We start from the raw sequence: 17,123 nt of genomic DNA on the forward strand, positions 1-17,123 counted from the left end.
CCCTCGCAAATGGGCGGGCGATGTTTGCAACAGCCGGCGGCGCAGGGCAACCGGCTTGGCCCTCGCACCGGCCCGCGGGCGAATGTTCTTGATATGTTCACACAGCTTCGCTAGCTTTTCGCCGTCATCGGGGAGACGCTGCACATGGACGACAAGGCCGCCCGCTTCCGCGCCCTGCATGAGGGGCCCGGCGCCTTCATCCTGCCCAATCCGTGGGATGCCGGCACGGCGCGTATCTTCGCCGCGCTGGGCTATCCCGCGCTCGCCACCACCAGCGCCGGCATGGATTTCTCACGCGGTGTCGCGGAGGGCACCACCTCGCGCGCGGATCTGTTCGCCCATTGCGCCGGCATCGTCGCCGCGACGCCGCTGCCGGTGTCGGCCGATCTGGAAATGGGCCTCGGCGACAGCCCGGAGAGCGCGGGCGAGACCATCCGCGCTGCCGCCGCCCTTGGGCTGGCCGGGGCATCGCTGGAGGATCACACCGGCCGGCGCGACGCGCCGATCTACGATTTCACCCTCGCTGTGGAGCGCATCGCAGCGGCGGCGGAGGCTCGCAATGGCTTGCCGGGCGACTTCGTGCTCACCGCCCGGGCGGAGAATTTCCTGTGGGGCCGGCCCGATCTTGACGATACGATCCGCCGGCTGCAGGCCTTCGAGGCGGCGGGCGCCGATGTGCTCTACGCCCCCGGCCTGCCGGATATCGAGGCGGTGCGCACGGTCTGCGCGTCGGTGTCGCGGCCGGTGAACGTGGTCATCGGCATCGGCAAGACGCGCTTCACTCGCGACGAACTGAGCGCGGCCGGCGTGCGCCGCATCAGCATCGGCTCTAGCCTCGCCCGCCTCGCCTATGGCGCGGTGATCCGCGCAGCGCAGGCGATGCAGCGCGAGGGCCGGTTCGATTTCCTCGACGAGGCCATGGGCTTCGCCGAGATCGAGGCCGTCTTCACCGCGTTCGCGGCGCAGCAGCGATAGGCGGCGCTACCTTCCGGCAGCGCGCGCCCCTCACCCCTCCATGACGATGCGCGGCGCGGCGCGGGCGGTGCTGCGGCGGCCGGCCAGCGCATCGCGTACCGCCTGCGCGATGCCACGGTAGATGCCCGCCTCCGGGCTGTCCGGCCGGGTCGCCACCACGGGCAGGCCGGCGTCCGAGGTCTCGCGGATCGACATCTGCAGCGGCACCTCGCCGAGGAAGGGCACACCGAGCCGCTGCGCCTCGTGCCGCGCCCCGCCATGGCCGAACACGTCGGAGCGGGTGCCGCAATGCGGGCACATGAAGTAGCTCATGTTCTCCACCACGCCGAGAACAGGCACATTCACCTTCTGGAACATGGCGACGCCGCGCCGCGCGTCGATCAAAGCCAGGTCCTGCGGGGTGGAGACGATGACAGCGCCGGCCAGCGGCACCTGCTGCGCCATGGTCAGCTGCGCGTCGCCGGTGCCGGGCGGCATGTCGACAACGAGAATGTCGAGCGGCGCCCAGTTCACTTCCTTCAGCATCTGGCTGATCGCCGACATCACCATCGGCCCGCGCCAGATCATCGGCGTCTCTTCCTCGACCAGGAAGCCGATCGACATCACCTTGAGGCCGAAGGCCTGCATCGGGGTGATCATCCGGCCATTCACCTCCGGCCGGCCCTTCAGCCCCATCAGGCGCGGCACCGAGGGGCCGTAAATATCGGCGTCGAGCAGGCCGACCTTGAGCCCGGAGGCGGCGAGGCCCAGCGCCAGATTGGCCGCCAGCGTCGACTTGCCCACCCCGCCCTTGCCCGAGGCCACCGCGATGATGGCGCCCACCCCGGGCAGGCCCGGCGCCTCCTTCTGCGGATCGGCCGGCGGCTGCGCATGCGTGTGGCCGGCATGGGAATGGCCACCGGGCGCGCGTGACGCTGCGGGCGTGTGCGACGCGACCGGGGGCAGGCCCGCCTTGCGCTCGGCGGTCAGCGCCACCAGCGCCGAGGTCACGCCGGGCGTGCCGCGCACCGTGCGCTCCACGGCTGATCGCACCGGCTCCCAGGCGCGCGCCTCAGCGGCATCGACGGTGAGGGAGAGATAGACCTTGCCGTCCGAAACGAGGATGTCGGACAGCACGCCGGCCTCGGTCACGGGACGGCCGTCGGGGGCGGAAACCTGCGCCAGCCGCGCCTTCACATCGTCTGCCGTCGCCATCGCGCGCTTCTCCTCAATAGACCTGTTTCAAGCTGAGACACACCAGTGCGCGCGCAGCGTCAACCCGTGCCGCGCCATTGCCCGATCGGCCGGCCTGATGGTGCCGCACTGCACACAAATGGATCAGTTCGACTTTCTGACTAGGGATGCAGCACCCCCCGTTGCACTACATTCGAAATTAGTGCCAGCATGGGTTGCCGGGAACGACAGAACACACCGGCGAAGCATACCGTTTCAGAGGGGAACATCATGAGGCTCGTCACCCGGTTCGCGGCCGTGGCCATTCTCGCAGCGGCCATCCTTGCCGTGCCCCTGGCCGGCGGCGCCTCCGCCAAGGAATGGAAGACCGTCCGCATCGGCACCGAAGGCGCCTACCCGCCCTTCAACTATATGGACAAGGGCGAGCTGAAGGGCTTCGACATCGACATCGCCAAGGCCCTGTGCACCAAGATGGAGGTGGAATGCACCTTCACCGCGCAGGATTGGGACGGCATCATCCCGGCGCTGCTGGCCGGCAAATACGACGCCATCGTCGCCTCGATGTCGATCACCGAGGAGCGCAAGCAGCAGATCGCCTTCTCGAATAAATACTACAAGACCGCCGCCATCTTCGCCGCCCCCAAGGACAGCAAGATCACCGACACCTCGCCGGCCGCGCTCAAGGGCAAGGTGCTGGGCGCGCAGGCCTCGACCATTCACTCGAACTACCTCGAAGACATCTATGCCAAGGCCGGCGCCGAGGTGAAGCTCTATGGCAAGCAGGACGAGGCCAATCTCGACCTCGCCAATGGCCGGCTCGACGCCGTGCTGGCGGACAAGATCGTGCTGCTGGAATGGCTGAATTCCAAGGATGGCGGCTGCTGTGCCTTCGTCGGCGCCGACCATACCGACGCGAAATATTTCGGCGAGGGCATCGGCGTCGGCATCCGCAAGGGCGATCCCGAGCTGGTAGCGATGTTCAACAAGGCGATCGACGCGATCGTCGCCGATGGCACCTACAAGACCATCAACGACAAATATTTCCCCTTCAGCGTCTACTGACGCCCGCGCCGCAGCGTCGTCCCGGCCCGGCCGGGGCGGCGCCTTTTCGTCTGATGACCGTGGGGCGCGCCGTCCGTCATGCTGAATCTGCTTGAGCTGCTGTCCTTCGGCCCCAATGGCTGGGGCGACGAGATTTTGCAGGGTGCGCTGCTCACCATCGAGCTCGCCCTCGTCACCCTCCCCGTCGGCATCGCCATCGGCCTCGCCGTGGCGGTGGCCAAGGATTCGCGCTCGCGGGCGCTGCGGGCAGTGGGCGATCTCTACACCACGGTGTTTCGCGGCCTGCCGGAACTTCTCACCCTGTTCATCGTCTATTATGGCGGACAGATGCTGCTCACCCGCCTCGCCGGCTATGTGGTCGAGGGCGCCCATATCGAGGTGAACCAGTTCGTCGCCGGCGTGGTGGCGCTCGGCCTCGTGCTCGGTGCCTTCTCCAGCGAGGTGCTGCTCGCCGCCATCCGCGCCGTGCCGAAGGGCCAGAAGGAGGCGGCCTCCGCGCTCGGCCTTTCGGGCTGGAACACCTTCCGGCTGGTCACCTTCCCCCAGCTCTGGCGCGTCGCCCTGCCGGGCCTGTCCAACAACTGGATGGTGCTGCTGAAAGACACCTCGCTGGTCTCGGTCATCGCCATCAGCGATCTGATGCGCCAGACCTCGATCGCGGTGGGCGTGACCAAGCAGCCCTTCTTCTTCTACCTCGTCGCCTGCCTCATCTATCTCGTGTTTTCCGGGCTTTCGAGCGTCGTCTTCTCCGCGCTGGAAAACCGAGCCTCGCGCGGCTTCAAGCGGGTGGGAGGCCATTGATGGAACCGTTTCTCGGCGCGCTCGGCGAGGGCTTCCTCTGGCTGATGGGGCTGATCGGCCTCAACGCCGATTTGATGAGCCGCTACGGCCTGCGCTTTCTCGACGGCGTCTGGGTGACGCTGCAGCTGGTCGGGCTGTCCATCGTCTTCGGCGCCGTGCTGGCGCTGCCGCTCGCCATTGCGCGGGTGGAGGGCGGCAAGGTGCTCTCCCGCGCGGCCTTCACCTATTCCTATTTCTTCCGCGGCACGCCGCTGCTGGCGCAGACCTTCCTCATCTATTACGGCGCCGGCCAGTTCCGCGAGCAGCTGACCGATATCGGCCTGTGGTGGTTCTTCCGCGACGCCTTCAACTGCGCGGTGTTCACCTTCACCCTCAACACCGCCGCCTACCAGTCGGAGATCCTGCGCGGCGGCATCCAGACCCTGCCCGCCGGGCAGATGGAGGCGGCGCAGGCGCTCGGCCTGTCGCGCGTGCTGGCCTATCGCAAGATCATCCTGCCGCAGGCGATCGCGGTGGGGCTGCGCCCGCTCGGCAATGAGCTGGTGCTGATGATCAAGGCCAGCGCCATCGCCTCGGTCATCACCGTCTACGATTTGATGGGCGTCACCCGCCTCGCCTTCTCCCGCTCCTATGACATGGAGGTCTATCTCTGGGCGGCGGTGCTGTATCTGGTGATGGTCGAGATCGTGCGGCGGGTGTGGAACGTGCTGGAGCGCCGGCTGAACCGGCACCTTCTGGTGTCGCGGTAGCGCGGCCGATTGCCATCCTTCGAGGCTCGCTTTCGCTCGCACCTCAGGATGACGGCGTTCGCCGCACCACGCCGTCATGCTGAGGTGCCGGCCAACGTCCGGCCTCGAAGCACGCAGGTTCGTGCCTCCCGTCCCCCTATCCCACCAGCCGCGCCACCTCGGCGCGCAGCACCGGCACGAGGTCGGCCTCGAACCAGGGGTGGCGCCGGAGCCAGCCGGTGTTGCGCCAGGAAGGGTGCGGCAGCGGCAGGATGCGCGGCGCCGCCCGCGCCTCCCATATCTCCCGCCAGCGCGCCACCCGGTCGGTGAGCCCGCCCCCGGCGAAGCGCTCCAGCCCGAGCCGGCGCAGATGATAGGCCTGCGCCGCCGCCCCCACCGCGACGACAAGATCGAACGGCGCCCGCGCGGCGAACAGCCGGTCATGCCACAGGCCCGCGCATTCCCGGCGCGGCGGCAGGTCGCCGCCCTTGGCATCCTGCCCGGGAAAGCAGAAGCCCATCGCCGCCACCGCGATCCGGTCCTGATCATAGAAGGTCGCGCTATCGACCCCGAGCCAGTCGCGCAGCCGGTCGCCGGAGGCATCGGTGAAGGAACGGCCGGAGGCGTGCACCTTGGTCCCCGGCGCCTGCCCGGCGATCAGTATCCGCGCGCGCGGCCCGACATGCAGCACGGGGCGCGGCGCGTGCGGCAGCGGCTTTCCGCGCGGCGTCTCCACGCAGAAGCGGCAGGCACGGATCGCGGCGAGAAGGGCGTCGAGGTCGTCGGCGGGCATGGGGGCTAGATAGGGGGTCTTCGCCCGCGCGTCATCACTCCGCCGGGCGCGGATGCCGCGCCCGCCACTCCGCCGGCGTCTCGAACGGGCCGGCCCAGATGCCGGCGCCGGCCGACTTCGCCGCGCGCGCCTCGGCGCGATAGGCCAGCCCCAGCGCCATCGCCCAGCCCTGCCGCACCAGTTCCGCCCCGATATCGGCGCCGCCCACCGTGCAGCGCGCGACGGCGCGGCCATAGCGGTCCTCGTCCACCGGGCGGCAGCTTACCTCGCCCTGGGCGACCAGCGCCGCCAGCGCCGCGCGCGCCTTCATTCCGCAAGGCCAAGCCTTCGCCCCCTCGCCGCACTCCTGATGCAGTTCCGGCGCGTCGATGCCCTCCAACCGCACCCGCTCGCCGGATATCTCCAGGCTGTCGCCATCCGCCACCCGCACCGCGCCGCTGAGCGGGGGAATGAAATGCTCGACCACCAGCGCCACCACGATGAGTGCGCCAGCGAGCAGGATGCCGCGCCAGGTCCGGGGATGCCAGCCGCGCAGGGGCCGATGTCGTCTCCGAGGGGTCAGATGGTTGAGCCGCATGACGTCATCCCGGCCGAAGCGAAGCGCAGAGCCGGGATCGCTCCCCGCTCTGTCGCGATCCCGGATCGGCCTGCGGCCGTCCGGGATGACGGCAACCCCACGGCCGCGTTATCGCCCTTCACGCCTCCGCCACGCCGGCCTCGGCGAAGGTCGCCATGCCGCCATGGCAGGCGAGCGCCGATTTGATGATGCCGATCGACAGCGCCGCGCCGGAGCCTTCCCCCAGCCGCATGTCGAGATCAAGCAGCGGGCGCAGGCCCAGCCGTTCCAGCACCGCGCGATGGGCCGGCTCGGCCGAGACATGGCCGGCGAGGCAATGGTCGAGCGCGCCGGGGTCGAGCGCTTTGAGCACGGCGGCGGCGGCCGTCACCACATAGCCGTCGAGCACCACAGGCACGCGCTGCAGCCGCGCGGCGAGAATCGCGCCGGCCATCGCCGCCACTTCGCGCCCGCCCAGCTTGCGCAGCACTTCCAGCGGGTCGTCCAGATGCCCCTTGGCGCGCGCCACCGCCGCCCGCACCGCCTCGATCTTGCGTTCCAGCACCTCGCCGGTGGCGCCGGTGCCGGGGCCGACCCAGTCGCCCGCCTGCCCGCCATAGAGCCCGTGGAAGATGGCGGCGGCCACGGTGGTGTTGCCGATGCCCATTTCGCCGAGGCACAGCAGGTCCGGCTCGCCGGCCAGCGCCTCCATGCCGAAGGCCATGGTGGCGGCGCATTCGGCCTCGGTCAGCGCGTCGTGTTCCACAATATCCGGCGTCGGCAGATCGAGCGCGAGGTCGAACACCCGCAGCCCGGCGCCGAACACGCCGCAGATCTGGTTCACCGCCGCCTTACCGGCCGTGAAGGTGGCGACCATCTGCTTGGTCACGTCCGAGGGGTAAGGCGAGACGCCGCGCCCCGCCACGCCATGGGTGGCGGCGAACACCGCCACGGTCGGCCGGTTCACCTGCGGAATCTCCCGCCCCTGCCAGCCGGCGATGTGGATGGCGATCTCCTCCAGCCGGCCCAGCGCGCCGGGCGGCTTGACGAGTTGCCCCTGCCGGGCGGCGGCGGCGGCGCGGGCGGCCATGTCCGGCCCCGGCATCTGGGCGATGAGGTTGCGGATATCGTCAAAGGGCAGGCCGGTGGCGGAGCGCAGCATGGGAGCCTCAGCAGGAAGACGGACGACGGCAAAACGGAAGATGGGGGTGAAGAGGTGTCGCCTCGGGCGCCAAGGCGGGGTAGACCCTCACCGAGGGACGCGCAACCCTCACGCAGGCCGCCGCGCCCCGGCGATTTCGCATGGAAGCGCGCGGGCGAGCAAGAAGGCGATCACGGATGGAAGCCCGTAAGGAGGCCCCCTTGGCCGTTCCTCTCAAAGCCCCTGCCGCCACGCCGCCGGACTTCGACGCCGCCTTTCGCGACAGGCTCGACGCGCTGTTCGCCTGGCGTCGCGATGTGCGCTGCTTCCGCACCACCGCGCTCGATCCGGCGGAATATGACGCGCTGCTGGCGGCCGCCTGCCGGGCGCCGAGCGTCGGCTTCAGCCAGCCCTGGCGGCTGGTGCGGGTGCGCGAGGCCGGACGCCGCGCCGCCATCCGCGCGATCTTCGAGGCGGCAAATAGCGAAGCGCTGGCGCTGCAACCGGCCGAGCGCGCCGGCCTCTATGCAAGGCTCAAGCTCGCCGGGCTGGACGACGCGCCCGAACATCTCGCCGTCTTCGTCGAGCCGGAGCCGGAAACCGGCCACGGGCTCGGCCGCACCACCATGCCGGAAACGATCGCCTATTCCGCCGTGCTCGCCATCCACACGCTGTGGCTGGCGGCGGCGGCGCGCGGCATCGGGGTCGGCTGGGTGTCGATCCTCGACCCGCAGGCGGTGGCCCAGGCGCTGGAAGTGCCCGCGCAGTGGCGGCTCGTAGGCTATCTCTGCATCGGCTATCCCGCCGAAGCCTCACCCGTGCCGGAGCTGGAGCGCGCCGGTTGGGAGCAGCGGCGGCCGCTCGCCGCGCTGCTGGTCGAGCGCTGAACGGAACGCCGATGCCCCTCCCCGTTGTTTCAGATGTGCCGGCCGCGCTGCGCTTCCTCTCGCGGCTGCCGGTGCGGCTGCCTTCCGAACCGCAAGCGGACGGCCCGCCCGATCTCGACCGCCTCGGCCCGGCGCTGCCGCTGGCCGGCGCGCTGCTGGGACTCATCGCCGCCTCGGTGCTGGTGGTGGCGCAGGGAATCGGGCTGGGGGATTTTCTCGCCGCCACGCTGGCGGTCACGGTGCTGGTGGCGATATCAGGGGCGCTGCACGAGGACGGGCTGTCGGATGTCGCTGACGCGCTCGGCGGCATGAGCGTCGAGCGGCGGCTGGAGATCATGAAGGACAGCCGGGTCGGCGCCTTCGGCGTGTGCGCCCTCATCCTCGCCTTCGCCCTGCGCATCGGCGCGCTGGCGGGGCTGCTGGCGCTGGGCCCGCTGCCCGCTGCCGCCGGGCTTGTCGCCGCCGTCAGCGTCTCCCGCCTCGCCGGTCTGTGGATGCTGGCCGCCCTGCCCTTCGCCCGGGCGGACGGTCTCGCCCGCAGCGCCGGGGTGCCGGGCGTGGAGAGCCGGCGGCTGGCGCTGGGCCTTGGACTTTTTGTTGCGACTGCACTGATCGTCCCCCTCATCGGCCTGACTGGCCTGATCGGCGGAGCGGTTTTTGGCGTTGTGATTTTCCTCGGAGTGGTTCGCCTTGCGCGCGCCCAATTCGGCGGGCAGACCGGCGATGTCGCTGGAGCCGCGACCCTTCTGGTCGAGATTGGCTTCCTGATCGGTCTGCAAATCTTCGCGCGCTGACGCCCTGCCGGCCCGGCGCTTAACCGGATCGACAGGAAATTGCGCCAGAGTCAGCCGTCCCTGAGCGTACCGGATCCATGTCCCAAACCCTTTCAACACCTTGCGTTTCCGTCTGCACGCTGGATGCCGCCGGGCGCCTTTGCCTCGGCTGCGGCCGCACCCTGGAGGAGATCGGCGCGTGGTCCACGCTCGGCGAAAACGAGCGGCGCGCCATCATGGCCCGCCTGAGCCAGCGCCCCGCAGGAGCCGCGCGATGAATGCCGACCGCCTGATGTGGATCGTTGTCATCGGCCTTGCCGGCGGCATCGGCCTGGTGTTCTTCGCCTCGCGCTATGGCGATGTCGGTGGCCTCGGCGCCAACGACTTGGCACAGCTTGTGTTTTACGGCTCTCTGCTGATGGTGGTGGGGGCGAGCGTGTTCGCTACCTTCACCGGCAGGCTTGGCGAAGCACTGCGCGCCGCCGCGCTCTGGCTGGTGATTTTCGCTGTTCTGGCCGTGGGTTACTCCTACCGGGTCGAGCTGCACGCCGTCGCCTACCGCGTCCTGGCCGAACTGGCCCCGGGCTATGCCGTCCCGCTCGCCGATAACGGCCCGGCGGTCGAAGTGGCCCGCGCCCGCGACGGCGATTTCAACGTGCGGGTTGAGGTAAACGGCAACAGAATACCGATGCTGGTCGACACCGGCGCTTCCAGTGTCGTGCTGACGCCCGAGGATGCGGTGGCGGTGGGTCTGCCGCTGGAATTCCTGCGCTACGACATCCCCATCGACACCGCCAATGGCCGTGGCCGCGCGGCGGCGGTGGTGCTGGAGCGCATCGGCATCGCCGGCTCGATCGACGAACGCGACGTGCCGGCCCTTGTCGCCAGCCCCGGCACGCTCAAGCACAGCCTGCTGGGCATGACCTTCCTCTCCCGCCTCGCCAGCTTCGAGATTCGCGGCGAGAAGCTGGTGATGCGGGCCAAGATCCTGGACTAGCAGCCCTTCTTCGCCTCACTCGACGATCAGCGCCACCACGAAGCGCAGACCAACGATGAGCAGATACAGGCCGAACCCGACCTCCAGCTGGCGCCGGGTGAAGCCGTGCGCCAGCCGGGCGCCGAGCGGCGCGGCCAGCGTCGCGATGCCGCCCACCAAGACCAGCCCCGGCAGCGAGACATAACCGAGCGAGAAGGGCGGAAGGTCGTCCAGATGCGGGATGCCGCTGATGATGTAGCCGATCGTCCCAGGCACCGCGATCAGCGCTCCCAGCCCGGCCGAGGTGGCGATGGCGGTATGGATCGGTACCCGGTAGAGGGTGAGCACAACCGTGGCGATGCCACCGCCTGATATGCCGATCAGTGGCGCCGAGGCGCCGATGCCGAAGCCATACAGCGCCATGGGCAGCCGCCCCGGCAGCGTGTCGGCCAGCACCCAGTGGTCGCGGCCGAACAGCAGCTTCGACGACATCAGCGCGGCGAACAGCACGAAGGCGATCTTCAGCACCACATCGGGCGACACCGCCGCCAGCAGAGTGCCCGCGACGACGCCGGCGACCAGCGGCACGGCCCATTGCCGCATGATGGAATTGTCGATCTTGGTGCGGCGTCGATGGGCGAAATAGGAGCGCAGCGCCGTCGGCACGATGATGGCCAGCGCCGTGCCCACAGAAAGGTGCATGCGCTCGGAATCGTCGACGCCCACCGCGCCGAACACCTCATAGAGCACCGGCACCACGATGGCACCGCCGCCAATGCCGAACAGGCCGGCGAGGATGCCGGTGGCAAGGCCGGCCACCAGCAGCACACCGGACAGCCACAACAGATGTTCGAGAGGAATTGCCTGCACCATCACGCCACCACGTTTCGTCCTGCGTCGGATCGCGTCGTGATGGCACGAATTCAGGCCACAAGCGACCGGCGTTCTTCGGCCTTGCGCACCTCGTCGACGGCGGCGCGCAGCACATAAAGCCCTGCCTCCGGCTTCACGCCCTCGGTCGCCAGATGGCGCCGGAAGGCCCGCGCGCCGGGGCGGCCGGTGAACAGGCCGAGCATATGGCGGGTGATGTCGTGGAGCCGGCCACCCGCCGCAAGGTGGGCGGCGACATAGGGTTCGAAGGCCGCCACGGCGGCAAAGGCATCGGCGTGCGGGTCCTCTTCGCCGAAGAACAGGCTGTCGATCCGCAGCAGCAGTTCGGGCTGCTGATAGGCGGCGCGACCGAGCATGACGCCATCGACATGCGCCAGCTGCGCCAGCGCGGCGTCCAGAGTGAGAAGGCCGCCATTCAGGCTGACCGGCACATCCGGCAGCCGGGCCTTCAGCCGATGCACCCGGTCATAGTCGAGCGGTGGAATGTCCCGATTTTCCTTCGGCGACAGCCCCTCCAGCCACGCCTTTCGAGCATGGACGATGAGCCCGTCCGCCCCTGCCGCCAGCACCGCATCGGCCAGCGCGTCGAGAGCGACCTCAATGTCCTGATCATCGACGCCGAGCCGGCATTTCACGGTGACGGGGATGGCCACTTCCGCCTTCATGGCGGCCACGCACGCCGCCACCAGCGCCGGATCACGCATCAGGCAAGCACCGAAATTGCCGCCCTGCACCCGGTCCGAGGGGCAGCCGACATTGAGGTTGATTTCGTCATAGCCCCACGCGGCGCAGATCACCGCGGCCTTCGCCAGCGCCACCGGGTCCGACCCACCGAGCTGCACCGCAATCGGGTGCTCGACTTCCGAAAAACCGAGCAGCCGCTCACGGTCGCCGAAGATCACCGCATTCGCCGTCACCATTTCAGTATAAAGCAGCGCCCGGCGCGAGAGGACCCGGTGGAACGCCCGGCAATGCCGGTCGGTCCAATCCATCATAGGAGCCACAGAAAATCTAAATGATTGATTTATAGACATATTATTTCTGTTTTAAGGGGTGGGGTCTTGTCGTGAGCACACGATGTTTCGCCACGACACGCCCCAAGTTCCGATTTTTCGACGTGTGAGTGCACATGAAGCGCGCACGGATTGGCGACCTTCACTAAACTAAAACCCGGCTCCTGGAGAGCCCAGATCCGACGGAACGGCGCGCTCGGCGCCTCGGCATCAATGACGGCATCTCCCTTGTGCACCGGCGACCGAGCTCAGAGCGAGACCAGCCAGTCGGGGAACACACGCCGCGCAGGATCGGCTTCGCCGCCGGCCCGGCGCCGCGCCACAATGGGCGCCCCTTCCGCGAGGGCGGCGCGCGCCTCGCGGGGGGAACAGCCGTAATAGGCCTTGAAGGCATGGCTGAACTGGGATTCGCTGGAGAAGCACAAGGCGTGGCCGATGGCACCCACGGCGGCCGTGCCGGAGCGCAGATCGCGTAGCGCCTGATGCAGGCGCGCCTCGCGAATGGCGCGCGCAACACCCCCGATCGGCTCAAACAGCCGATACAGGCTCGCCCGCGACATGCCGGTCTCCCGCGCCAGCATGTCTGGGTCCAGCCGCGGGTTCCGCAAATTCGCGTAGAGCACATCGCGCGCCTTGCGCATGAAGGCGAGATCGAGCTCCGCGCGCGCGTGCCGGGCGTTCTCCCGTCCCGGCTGAAGGCAGGCCGCGATCAGCTGCGGCGTCAGGGCCAGCAGATCGTCCCCGACGGCGCCGCCGGCGCGCTGGGCGAAGCGCATGAGCGAAACCACATGCTCGGCGAGAAACAGCGCCTGCGGGGTGAGCAGGCTCTCGCCATGGAATGAGGCCACCGCCTGGCGCGCCGGGCCGGCGAGAGCGTGGCGCGGCAGGATCAACGAGATGTTGTGCTCGGGCGTCGGCCGGTGATCAATCGGCTGGCCGAGATCGATCACTGTCAGCGCCCGCGCCTGTCCGCCCTTATCGGGCGCGCCGTCGAGATCGATCCGCAACATGAGGTGGTCGAGGAAGTCGCGCAGGATGCGTTGGCGCGGACGCTCGAAGCTGAACCGGCGCGTCTGCATGGAACTGACCAGCATCGTCCCAAGATTGGCGCTGCTGATCCTGCCCTCGAAGCCCAACCGTTGCTCGGTCGAGACTATCCCCATCTCGAACATGGTGTCGATGCGCAAGCGGAAGGCGTCGAACCGTTCCTCTGGCGAAACAGCCTGCGTCGAGAAATGATGAAAGCGAACGGTCTTCTGCATCGTCCCGGCGGTATCTCATTCTAGCCAGCAAGCGGATCGGCGCGCAACGATCAGTGTTTGAGACGCCTGCGCAAATCCAGCCGATCACTCTGCGACGCAGACGATAGCACTTGTGACTGTTCTTTCGATAGCGTGCTGCGCTCCGTTCAGATCACCCAACGTCAAGGCGTCCCAACTCATGCATGTCGGCAGTCTTGCGCGCACGCGCGTCACCCCCCTGATTGCGCTGGTCGGTCTTTTGCTCCTCGCCGGCTCAGCTTCGGTCTGGTCGGCGCCCGATCCAGCCATCGCCGACTGCGACGCGCTGGCGGCCAGCCCCAATGACGCCGTTCCCGGACGGGCCGGCGTCGCCTTGGAGGACATGGACGGCGAACGCGCCCGGGAGGCGTGCAGGAAGGCGCGCAGCGTCGATCCCGCCAATGCGCGCCTCGCCTTCCAGCTGGGGCGCGCCGAGCAGAAGGTCGGCAACTACAGCGAGGCCCTCACGCGGTTCGAAGAGGCCCGCAGCGGAAACTACCGGCTTGCCGATGTCGCTATCGGTATCCTCTACGACCACGGCCTCGGCGTGCCCCAGGATTACGGCCGGGCGCTGGAACACTACAATCGCGCGGCCGAGGCGGGAATCGGTGTCGGCCTCAGCAATGCCGCCGATTTTTATGCGGAGGGCCTGGGCGTGACGCGGGACGACGCCAAGGCGCTTGCGCTCTACCGGCAGGCGACGGCCGCCGGCTATGTTCCCGCCTATGGCAAGATCGCCGACCTGCTTGCCAGCACCTATGCGCAGGGCGATGATCCCCGCCCGGTGATCGACGCCTACATGGTTGCATCCGCGCATGGCATCGGCTTCGCCGATTCCGAGTTGGGGCAGTTCTACCGCGATGGCCGGTTCGGTTTGCCGGCCGACACCCTTGCCGCTCGCGCCCATTTCGAGGCCGCCATGGCGGCGGGCGATGAGTGGGCGGCTCTCCATCTCGCCGAACTCCTTGTGTTCAGCCGCGACACGGCGCGGCGCGATCGGGCCCGCGCGGCCGAGCTGCTCGCCGGCCCGGCCGAAACCGGCGCGCCGCCGCTGCGCGCCACCGCGCTGGCGCTGCTGGCGGAGATCGCCCTGCAGCGGAAAGGAGCGGAAAAGCAGGCGGCCGCCCTGATCGAACAAGCGCTTGCGCTCCAGCCCGAGAGCGCCATCGCCCAGGCCGCCCTGGCAGAACTGCTGCTGCGCACGCAGGACTTTCACGGGGCCGATGCTGCGCTTACCAAGGCGATCGAGGCGGCCCCGGACTGGGCGCCCTATCATCTTCGCCGCGCAAGCGTGCAGGACGAGCTGCATCAGCCGGAGGCGGCTGCGACGCTGCGGGCGAGCGCCGGCACGGCCACCGAGGGTGCCGGCCTCCAGCCGCGATAGCGGGCGCGGGCAACAGCTAGAGCATTTTTCGAGCGAAGTGGGTTCCAGTTCGCGTGAAGAAAATGCGTAAAAACAAAAACCTAAAGCACGTCCGGTGAATCGGCTTTCACCGGACGTGCTTTAGGCACGAGGCCCGGTGTCCATGGCCGGCGCGGCCTTCGGGCATCGGCCCGACCGCGATTCGAAGAAGGTCGCCGCGCTCAGCGCCCGTCGCAGATGAAGCCGGCGATGCGCTCGGCGATCATGATGGTGGGCATGTTGGTGTTGGCGCGCGGGATGGACGGCATCACCGAGGCATCGGCGACGCGCACGCCCTCGACGCCCAGCACAGCGCCAAGCGGCGATGTCACAGCCTGGGGGTCGTCGGCCCGGCCCATGCGGCAGGTTCCCGAGGGATGCCAGGTGCCGCCGACATTCGTCCGCACGAAATCGGTGAGCGCATCGTCGTCGGAGAGGAGGCCGCGCAGGGTGATGCCCTGCGTCACGACGGCATGGATCAACGCCGTGCGCAGCGGGCCGGCCCAATCGAGCAGTCGGGCAAGCGCGCCGCGCTGCATCGCGTTCCAGGCGCCGGGCACCGCGATCCTGGCGACACGCGGCGTGTAGCTTGCCGGGAACACCACGTCGCGCGCGCCGTCCATGCCGGGATCGAGCAGAACCTCTCCGCCCATGCGGAGCGCCGCCTTCAGGCGGACAAGGTCGCGCTCGTCGCTGAGCATGCGGAAATCGACCTCCGGCTCCACGCTTGGGTCGCGCGAAGCAAGGCGCAGGAAGCCGCGCGACCAGGACTTGTTCACCCAGAAGAACAGGCTGCCGGTGCGCAGCCCCACCGAATGCCAACCGGCGCGCGAGAGTATCGCCGCGTGCATGTCGCCGGCCGGCGCGCCGGGCAGGCCAGAGGAGTAGCGCCAGATCGCCTGTTCATGGTGCTCGCCCAGGTTGCGCTCGCGCAAGCGTGGCGGCAGCCAGGTCGCGACCGCGATGGAGGGGTGCTCCATCAAATTGCGGCCGACGCCCCGCCGGTCGGCGACGACCGGAATGCCGAACGCGCGTAATTCTTCTGCCGGGCCGATACCGGAGCGCAGCAGCAGCGTGGGCGAGTGGATGGCGCCGGCCGCGAGCACCACTTGCCGCGCCGCGATGGCGAAGCGCCGGTTCCCGGCCGCCTCGACCTCGGCGCCGATGGCACGGGCACCCTCGAACAGCAGGCGGGTTGCGGCATGGCCGGTGAGGATCGTCAGGTTCGGACGGCGCCGGACCTCGGGCGTCAGATAGGCGAGCGAGGTCGGTTGGCGCTGGCCGCGATCATCCACCGCCACCACGCCGCGGAAGGTGCCGTCTTCCCAAATCCCGTTCTGGTCGGGCAGGATCGGGTAGCCGCGCCTGTCCAGCGTCGTCATCACACGGTGGACGAAGGGCGAGATTTGCGCGTCGCCGATGCGGCGCAGCACCAGCGGGCCGTTGCAGCCATGCAGCGGTCCGTCGAAATCGCGGTCGGCCTCCAAGGCGCGGAACACCGGCAGGCAGGCCTCCCAGTTCCACCCCTCCGCGCCGAGCGCCTCCCATTCGTCATAATCGCCAGGCGCGCCGCGATTGGCCATCAGGGCGTTGATCGCCGAGCCGCCGCCGAGAATCCGGGCCTGTTCGTAGCGCCGTGGCCGGCGGCCGGCATTCCTCGTCGCGCCGCCCATCAGCGCCGTCAGGCCGCTCCAGATGTTGGTACTGTCGAGATAGGCGCGGCCGGGATAGCGGGCCTGCACCTCGGCCGGGATGTCGCCGACCGACACATTGCGCCCGGCCTCGACGAGGAGGACATCCCTATGCGGGTCTTCGGAGAGCCGCGCGGCCAGCACGCAGCCGGCCGACCCACCGCCGAGGATCAGTATGTCCGTGTTCATGGCGCTAGACCCGCCCGCGCTCGCCACGCGCATTGAGCGCCACCAGCATGACGATAAGGAAGGAGACGGCCGTGAGCAGCGTACTGATCGCGGCAATGGTCGGATCGATCTCGTCGCGCAGCGCGGTGAACATGCGCTTGGTCAGCGTCTGGTACTGGCCGCCGGAAATGAACAGGGCCACCACCGTCTCGTCGAGCGCCGAGATGAAGGCGAACAACAGGCCCGTGATCACGCTCGGCCGGATCTGCGGCAGGGTGACGATGAAGAAGGTGCGCAGCCGGTTCATGCCCAGGCTGCGCGAGACCATCTCCTGCGCCGGATCGAACTTCCTCAGCCCCACCAGTACCGAGGTGATGACATAGGGCAGGCCGAGCATGACATTGGCGAGGATCAGGCCGGTCATGGTCGCGAGCAGACCGACATTTGCATAGACGAGGAACACGCCCACGGCGGTGATCACGATCGGCACCACCAGAGGCAGCATCAGCACGACCTGCAGGCTGCGGACCAGGCGCGAACTGGCGAGATTGAGCGCATAGGCGGCCGCTGTCCCCATCACTGTGGCGATGATGGCGCTCGCCACGGCAACGGTCAGGCTGACCCGCGTCGCCTGCATCCAGGCGGGGCTGGCGAGATAGGCCTCGTACCAGCGCAGCGACCAGAAGGGCGGTGGAAAGGCGAGGAAGCGCGCGCCGGAGAACGACATCGGCACGATGATGACAATGGGAATGATCAGCCACAGCAGGACGAGGCCGACGAAGGCGCGCAAAAGGAGCTTGGAGACCGCCATGG

The 17,123-nt window shown here is 68.8% G+C and carries 18 protein-coding genes; 9 read left to right on the forward strand and 9 right to left on the reverse strand.

Annotated elements, in window-relative coordinates; all coding sequences use genetic code 11:
* Positions 1 to 144: 144 nt before the first annotated feature.
* Entirely contained in the window at positions 145 to 975 is an 831-nt protein-coding gene (locus J2S76_RS11825) for an isocitrate lyase/PEP mutase family protein (protein WP_307060646.1), read from the forward strand.
* Between the two features lie 30 nt (positions 976 to 1,005).
* Here the strand turns inward: J2S76_RS11825 and J2S76_RS11830 are convergent, their stop codons facing one another.
* Positions 1,006 to 2,169 carry an Mrp/NBP35 family ATP-binding protein gene (locus J2S76_RS11830; RefSeq protein ID WP_307060647.1) on the reverse strand — a complete coding sequence of 388 codons (1,164 nt, stop codon included), beginning with the start codon at positions 2,167 to 2,169 and terminating at the stop codon, positions 1,006 to 1,008.
* Positions 2,170 to 2,418: 249 nt separating this feature from the next.
* Here J2S76_RS11830 and J2S76_RS11835 point away from each other — a divergent pair, with 249 nt between their 5' ends.
* From J2S76_RS11835 to J2S76_RS11845, 3 genes are all read left to right on the forward strand, one after another.
* Positions 2,419 to 3,210 carry an ABC transporter substrate-binding protein gene (locus J2S76_RS11835; protein WP_307060648.1) on the forward strand — a complete coding sequence of 264 codons (792 nt, stop codon included), beginning with the start codon at positions 2,419 to 2,421 and terminating at the stop codon, positions 3,208 to 3,210.
* Positions 3,211 to 3,288: 78 nt separating this feature from the next.
* Positions 3,289 to 4,011, forward strand: a complete 723-nt coding sequence (locus tag J2S76_RS11840; protein ID WP_307060649.1) for an ABC transporter permease — start codon at positions 3,289 to 3,291, stop codon at positions 4,009 to 4,011.
* Positions 4,011 to 4,760, forward strand: coding sequence for an ABC transporter permease (locus J2S76_RS11845; protein WP_307060650.1), 750 nt, complete (start codon positions 4,011 to 4,013; stop codon positions 4,758 to 4,760). The genes J2S76_RS11840 and J2S76_RS11845 overlap by 1 nt, the downstream gene beginning before the upstream one ends.
* A 136-nt stretch (positions 4,761 to 4,896) precedes the next feature.
* Here the strand turns inward: J2S76_RS11845 and J2S76_RS11850 are convergent, their stop codons facing one another.
* The 3 genes from J2S76_RS11850 to cobT all read right to left on the reverse strand — a co-directional run bounded on the left by J2S76_RS11850 (position 4,897) and on the right by cobT (position 7,250).
* Positions 4,897 to 5,532, reverse strand: a complete 636-nt coding sequence (locus J2S76_RS11850; RefSeq protein WP_307060651.1) for a uracil-DNA glycosylase family protein — start codon at positions 5,530 to 5,532, stop codon at positions 4,897 to 4,899.
* 34 nt (positions 5,533 to 5,566) lie between these two features.
* A complete protein-coding gene (locus tag J2S76_RS11855; RefSeq protein ID WP_307060652.1) occupies positions 5,567 to 6,109 on the reverse strand; it encodes a thermonuclease family protein in 543 nt (180 codons plus the stop codon).
* Positions 6,110 to 6,227: 118 nt separating this feature from the next.
* Positions 6,228 to 7,250 carry a nicotinate-nucleotide--dimethylbenzimidazole phosphoribosyltransferase gene (gene cobT, locus J2S76_RS11860; RefSeq protein WP_307060653.1) on the reverse strand — a complete coding sequence of 341 codons (1,023 nt, stop codon included), beginning with the start codon at positions 7,248 to 7,250 and terminating at the stop codon, positions 6,228 to 6,230.
* Positions 7,251 to 7,426: 176 nt separating this feature from the next.
* On the opposite strand from cobT, the gene bluB reads away from it, so the two are divergent.
* The 4 genes from bluB (at position 7,427) to J2S76_RS11880 (ending at position 9,886) form a co-directional block, all read left to right on the forward strand.
* On the forward strand, positions 7,427 to 8,116 hold the full coding sequence (bluB, locus tag J2S76_RS11865) for a 5,6-dimethylbenzimidazole synthase (RefSeq protein ID WP_307060654.1): 690 nt from the start codon (positions 7,427 to 7,429) through the stop codon (positions 8,114 to 8,116).
* 11 nt (positions 8,117 to 8,127) lie between these two features.
* Positions 8,128 to 8,910: an adenosylcobinamide-GDP ribazoletransferase gene (gene cobS / locus J2S76_RS11870; protein ID WP_307060655.1), complete on the forward strand. Its 783-nt coding sequence runs from the start codon at positions 8,128 to 8,130 to the stop codon at positions 8,908 to 8,910.
* Positions 8,911 to 8,987: 77 nt separating this feature from the next.
* Positions 8,988 to 9,167, forward strand: coding sequence for a DUF1289 domain-containing protein (locus J2S76_RS11875; protein WP_081620340.1), 180 nt, complete (start codon positions 8,988 to 8,990; stop codon positions 9,165 to 9,167).
* A complete protein-coding gene (locus tag J2S76_RS11880) occupies positions 9,164 to 9,886 on the forward strand; it encodes a TIGR02281 family clan AA aspartic protease (RefSeq protein ID WP_307060656.1) in 723 nt (240 codons plus the stop codon). Before J2S76_RS11875 ends, J2S76_RS11880 begins: the two co-directional genes overlap by 4 nt.
* A 15-nt stretch (positions 9,887 to 9,901) precedes the next feature.
* On the opposite strand, the gene J2S76_RS11885 is transcribed toward J2S76_RS11880, so the two are convergent.
* The 3 genes from J2S76_RS11885 to J2S76_RS11895 all read right to left on the reverse strand — a co-directional run bounded on the left by J2S76_RS11885 (position 9,902) and on the right by J2S76_RS11895 (position 13,031).
* The gene (locus tag J2S76_RS11885; RefSeq protein WP_307060657.1) at positions 9,902 to 10,738 is read right to left on the reverse strand and encodes a sulfite exporter TauE/SafE family protein; all 837 of its coding nucleotides are present in this window, start codon (positions 10,736 to 10,738) and stop codon (positions 9,902 to 9,904) included.
* A 50-nt stretch (positions 10,739 to 10,788) separates the two neighbouring features.
* Positions 10,789 to 11,790 carry a tRNA dihydrouridine(20/20a) synthase DusA gene (dusA, locus tag J2S76_RS11890; protein WP_307060658.1) on the reverse strand — a complete coding sequence of 334 codons (1,002 nt, stop codon included), beginning with the start codon at positions 11,788 to 11,790 and terminating at the stop codon, positions 10,789 to 10,791.
* A 227-nt stretch (positions 11,791 to 12,017) separates the two neighbouring features.
* Positions 12,018 to 13,031, reverse strand: coding sequence for a helix-turn-helix domain-containing protein (locus tag J2S76_RS11895; RefSeq protein WP_307060659.1), 1,014 nt, complete (start codon positions 13,029 to 13,031; stop codon positions 12,018 to 12,020).
* A gap of 178 nt (positions 13,032 to 13,209) precedes the next feature.
* On the opposite strand from J2S76_RS11895, the gene J2S76_RS11900 reads away from it, so the two are divergent.
* On the forward strand, positions 13,210 to 14,433 hold the full coding sequence (locus tag J2S76_RS11900) for a tetratricopeptide repeat protein (RefSeq protein WP_307060660.1): 1,224 nt from the start codon (positions 13,210 to 13,212) through the stop codon (positions 14,431 to 14,433).
* Between the two features lie 200 nt (positions 14,434 to 14,633).
* Here the strand turns inward: J2S76_RS11900 and J2S76_RS11905 are convergent, their stop codons facing one another.
* Together J2S76_RS11905 and J2S76_RS11910 are read right to left on the reverse strand one after the other, a co-directional pair.
* Positions 14,634 to 16,331 (reverse strand): GMC family oxidoreductase, encoded by a 1,698-nt coding sequence (locus tag J2S76_RS11905; protein WP_307060661.1) that lies wholly within the window; start codon positions 16,329 to 16,331, stop codon positions 14,634 to 14,636.
* A 4-nt stretch (positions 16,332 to 16,335) separates the two neighbouring features.
* Positions 16,336 to 17,121, reverse strand: a complete 786-nt coding sequence (locus tag J2S76_RS11910) for an ABC transporter permease (RefSeq protein ID WP_307060662.1) — start codon at positions 17,119 to 17,121, stop codon at positions 16,336 to 16,338.
* Between the last annotated feature and the right edge of the window lie 2 nt (positions 17,122 to 17,123).

The organism is Ancylobacter vacuolatus, from assembly GCF_030813595.1.
GTDB classification, from domain to species: Bacteria; Pseudomonadota; Alphaproteobacteria; order Rhizobiales; family Xanthobacteraceae; genus Ancylobacter; species Ancylobacter vacuolatus.

Bases quoted from the DNA above. Each gene is read 5' to 3' on its own strand.
- J2S76_RS11830 (WP_307060647.1), bottom strand. From the start codon at position 2,169: ATGGCGACGGCAGACGATGTGAAGGCGCGGCTGGCGCAGGTTTCCGCC.
- J2S76_RS11875 (WP_081620340.1), top strand. From the start codon at position 8,988: ATGTCCCAAACCCTTTCAACACCTTGCGTTTCCGTCTGCACGCTGGAT.
- J2S76_RS11835 (WP_307060648.1), top strand. From the start codon at position 2,419: ATGAGGCTCGTCACCCGGTTCGCGGCCGTGGCCATTCTCGCAGCGGCC.
- bluB (WP_307060654.1), top strand. From the start codon at position 7,427: ATGGAAGCCCGTAAGGAGGCCCCCTTGGCCGTTCCTCTCAAAGCCCCT.
- J2S76_RS11895 (WP_307060659.1), bottom strand. From the start codon at position 13,031: ATGCAGAAGACCGTTCGCTTTCATCATTTCTCGACGCAGGCTGTTTCG.
- J2S76_RS11910 (WP_307060662.1), bottom strand. From the start codon at position 17,121: ATGGCGGTCTCCAAGCTCCTTTTGCGCGCCTTCGTCGGCCTCGTCCTG.
- dusA (WP_307060658.1), bottom strand. From the start codon at position 11,790: ATGTCTATAAATCAATCATTTAGATTTTCTGTGGCTCCTATGATGGAT.
- J2S76_RS11855 (WP_307060652.1), bottom strand. From the start codon at position 6,109: ATGCGGCTCAACCATCTGACCCCTCGGAGACGACATCGGCCCCTGCGC.
- J2S76_RS11885 (WP_307060657.1), bottom strand. From the start codon at position 10,738: ATGGTGCAGGCAATTCCTCTCGAACATCTGTTGTGGCTGTCCGGTGTG.
- J2S76_RS11850 (WP_307060651.1), bottom strand. From the start codon at position 5,532: ATGCCCGCCGACGACCTCGACGCCCTTCTCGCCGCGATCCGTGCCTGC.
- J2S76_RS11825 (WP_307060646.1), top strand. From the start codon at position 145: ATGGACGACAAGGCCGCCCGCTTCCGCGCCCTGCATGAGGGGCCCGGC.
- J2S76_RS11900 (WP_307060660.1), top strand. From the start codon at position 13,210: ATGCATGTCGGCAGTCTTGCGCGCACGCGCGTCACCCCCCTGATTGCG.
- cobS (WP_307060655.1), top strand. From the start codon at position 8,128: ATGCCCCTCCCCGTTGTTTCAGATGTGCCGGCCGCGCTGCGCTTCCTC.
- J2S76_RS11840 (WP_307060649.1), top strand. From the start codon at position 3,289: ATGCTGAATCTGCTTGAGCTGCTGTCCTTCGGCCCCAATGGCTGGGGC.
- J2S76_RS11845 (WP_307060650.1), top strand. From the start codon at position 4,011: ATGGAACCGTTTCTCGGCGCGCTCGGCGAGGGCTTCCTCTGGCTGATG.
- J2S76_RS11880 (WP_307060656.1), top strand. From the start codon at position 9,164: ATGAATGCCGACCGCCTGATGTGGATCGTTGTCATCGGCCTTGCCGGC.
- J2S76_RS11905 (WP_307060661.1), bottom strand. From the start codon at position 16,331: ATGAACACGGACATACTGATCCTCGGCGGTGGGTCGGCCGGCTGCGTG.
- cobT (WP_307060653.1), bottom strand. From the start codon at position 7,250: ATGCTGCGCTCCGCCACCGGCCTGCCCTTTGACGATATCCGCAACCTC.